The sequence below is a fragment of the Streptomyces sp. UH6 genome, assembly GCF_013421635.1.
Classification (GTDB): Bacteria; Actinomycetota; Actinomycetes; order Streptomycetales; family Streptomycetaceae; genus Streptomyces; species Streptomyces abyssomicinicus.
On record NZ_JACADT010000722.1, the window covers coordinates 1 to 2,907 of the forward strand.

A 2,907-nucleotide genomic window follows, 5' to 3' on the forward strand; every position below is an offset into this window, starting at 1 on the left:
TGGCCCGGACCGGAGGGCCGTGCGGCGCCGGGGCGTCGTCCGGCGGGGGAGCTGCTTCCCGCGTCTCGGCCGTTGTGCCGGTCAGGGAGTTCAGCAGGTGCGCCGCGTCGGCGCGGTCCAGCAGTCCGTCCCGGTAGCGGGTCAGTACGTCGCGTACGTCCATCGCCGTCCGCCTCAGCCGTGCTGCGACAGGAGGGTCACTGCCTCGTCGATGCCGAGCCGTCCGTCCCGCACGAAGTCCAGGACCGAGTCGACGTCCCAGGGACGGGGCGCCAGGGTGCGGGCGAGACGGGCGGCGAGCGCCGCCACGGTGGGGTGGTCCTGGAGGACGGGACCGCGCTCCGCCGTGCCGTACACCCGGTTCACGGCGGCGAGGAACTCCGCTCCCAGGATGGAGTCGACGCCCAGGAGGCGGAACGGGGCCTCCTCGTCGATGTCGTGCGGGGAGCAGGCCAGCAGGGCGGCGAGCTCCTCCTTGAGGACGTGGCGGACGCCCAGCACGTCGGGTGCCGTCCGGGCGTCCGCCACCGGCCGCTCGTCCTCCGGCTCGGCGGACGGCGGGGAGGCCGGTGACGCCAGGGGAGCCAGGGGGGCGGCGGGGAGGGTGGAGGAGGCGTGCCGGGCGAGCGCCACGGGGGTGGGGTGGTCCGCCAGGGCCCCTACCCGGACCGAGGTCCCGCACCGGCGGTTGACGTCCGCCACGAACTCGACGGCCAGCATGGAGTCGAGGCCGAGGACCCGGAAGGTCTGCCGCGGGTCGATCTGCTCGGGCTTCAGCTGGAGCACGTCGGCCAGCACCGCCACGACCTCGGCGGTGAGGTTGACGAGTGCGAGCAGGGACCCCTCGGGAGCGTCGGGGCGCGGAGGGACACTGAGCATGGGGGCAACTCCAGGACGGTCGGACGGAAGAGGAGGCGCGGCGCGGGACGGCCCGCCGGGCCGCGTCAGATCGCGTGGGCGCGGCGCTCGACGCCGTGCCCGACGGCGACCGCCGTGTGGGGCGCCTGCTCGGGGCCGGTCATCAGCAGGGAACGCTGCAGCTTGCGGATGCCGGGCGACGGCTCCAGACCCAGGTCGCGGACCAGGGTGCGGCGCAGCCGCTGGTAGGTCTCCAGCGCCTCCGAGCGCCGGCCGGAGCGGTGCAGCGCCACCATGAACTGGCCGTGCAGCGCCTCGTGCGTGGGGTACCGGCTGACCAGAGCGGACAGCTCCCCCAGCAGTTCCCGGTGGCGGCCGATCCTGAGCTCGGCCTCGATCCGCTGGTCCAGGGCGCACAGCCGGCTCTCCTCGAGCCTGCGGGCCTCGCGTGAGAGCTGCGGTCCGGTCTGCACGTCGGTCAGCACGTCGCCCTTCCACAGGGCCAGCGCCTCGCGCAGCTGCCGTGCCGCCGCGGTGTAGTCGCCGGCGTCCATGGAGCGGTATCCCAGCCCCGCCAGCCGCTCGAACTCCTGGACGTCGCTGTCGGCGTGCGAGGTCTTCAGCATGTAGCCCCCGGGAGCGGTGACGAGGACGTCCTTCGCCGTGCGGGGGGCCGCCCCGGCGGGGTCCTGGAGGAGGGCGGAGGCGATCAGTTCCCTCAGCTGCAGCACGTAGGTCTGCAGGGTGGCCTTGGCACTGCGCGGAGGCCGCGCGCCCCACAGCTCCTCGGACAGCGTGGCCACGGACACCACCTGGTCGGCGTTGAAGGCCAGCAGCGCCAGTACCTGTCGGGGCTTGGGTGCGGTCGGCGCTATGGAGACGCCGTTCTCCCGGACGACCAGCCCGCCCAGCACAGAGATGTCCATGGTCTCTTCTCCTCCATGCGCCGCATGTGTAGGTGCTTCCTCCCCCCCGCACGGACGAGCCGACCGGACGGCTCGCGGGAGCACCTGAGGTTAAAAACAGGACGCACGGTTTGTCAATAAGAAACCGACCGTCCTGTTTTTATAGACCGTGAACTTACTGTTTCCCGCTGGTGGTTGGGGTGGGGTGGGTGCCGGTTCGTTCACGGGTCGACCGTCGAAGCAGCCGACATGCGTCCAGCGGGTCGGTTGATCCGACCCGCAAAGAGACCACACGGTCTGTTAAGCGACCGCCTCGTCGGACAGACGGGGCAGGAGCAGCTGCCAGAAGGCCGTGACGGTGTCCGGGGACAGCCAGTCGAGGTCCTGGGAACTCAGCAGTTCCCACCCCGTCGTGAGTGCCACGACGGCGGAGGCGGCGGCGTCGACCGGGGCGTCCACGGCGAGCCGCCCCTCGGTCAGTGCGCGCCGCAGGGTGTCCTCCACCCAGCGGTGCCACTGCCGCCGCAGGTCGACACCGCCCTCGACGTCCCTGCCGTGGGCCAGGCGGAAGCCGGCCCGCACGACGCTGTCCGACTCCAGGAGCGACACGAGCAGGTGGGTGGCGTCGACCAGGACGTGCAGGCTTCCGCCGCCGCGCGCCTCGGCGGCCGCGGTCAGCCCCGCGAGCCGCGCGGACGCCTCCTCCTGCACCGCGACCGCCATGGCGTTCTTGCTGCTGAAGTGGAAGTACAGCGCGCCGTTGCTCACTCCGGCCCGGCCGCTGACGGCGGAGAGCGAGGCGGACGCGAACGCCCCCTCGGTGAAGACCTCCGACGCCGCCTGTATCAGCGCGTGCCGGGTCCGGACCGCCCGCTCCTGCTTGGTCATTGCGAGCCTTTCTCCTGTCATCGTCGTCCTGCCGCCGTACCCCGTCGCGGACGCCTCACTGGGGCGGGTTGCCGTGCTTGCGGGACGGCAGGTCCGCGTGCTTGGTGCGGAGCATCGCGAGGGACCTGATGAGGACGTCGCGGGTCTCGGCGGGATCGATGACGTCGTGGACGAGGCCGCGTTCCGCCGCGTAGTAGGGGTGCATCAGTTCCGCCTTGTACTCGTCGACCATCTTCCGGCGCATGGCTTCGGGGTC

General features: G+C 72.2%; 4 protein-coding genes. All 4 read right to left on the reverse strand.

All coding sequences use genetic code 11. The annotated features are described in order from the left end of the window. Positions 1-174: 174 nt before the first annotated feature. On the reverse strand, positions 175-879 hold the full coding sequence (locus HW445_RS24835; protein WP_180223161.1) for a phosphopantetheine-binding protein: 705 nt from the start codon (positions 877-879) through the stop codon (positions 175-177). Between the two features lie 65 nt (positions 880-944). Further along, positions 945-1,784, reverse strand: a complete 840-nt coding sequence (locus tag HW445_RS24840; protein WP_180223162.1) for an AfsR/SARP family transcriptional regulator — start codon at positions 1,782-1,784, stop codon at positions 945-947. 279 nt (positions 1,785-2,063) lie between these two features. Continuing rightward, positions 2,064-2,651, reverse strand: a complete 588-nt coding sequence (locus HW445_RS24845) for a ScbR family autoregulator-binding transcription factor (protein ID WP_164540492.1) — start codon at positions 2,649-2,651, stop codon at positions 2,064-2,066. 55 nt (positions 2,652-2,706) lie between these two features. Further along, positions 2,707-2,907: carboxyl transferase domain-containing protein (locus HW445_RS24850; protein WP_306673355.1), on the reverse strand; the 201-nt coding region annotated here is incomplete at its 5' end.

Bases quoted from the DNA above. Each gene is read 5' to 3' on its own strand.
- HW445_RS24845 (WP_164540492.1), bottom strand. From the start codon at position 2,651: ATGACCAAGCAGGAGCGGGCGGTCCGGACCCGGCACGCGCTGATACAG.
- HW445_RS24840 (WP_180223162.1), bottom strand. From the start codon at position 1,784: ATGGACATCTCTGTGCTGGGCGGGCTGGTCGTCCGGGAGAACGGCGTC.
- HW445_RS24835 (WP_180223161.1), bottom strand. From the start codon at position 879: ATGCTCAGTGTCCCTCCGCGCCCCGACGCTCCCGAGGGGTCCCTGCTC.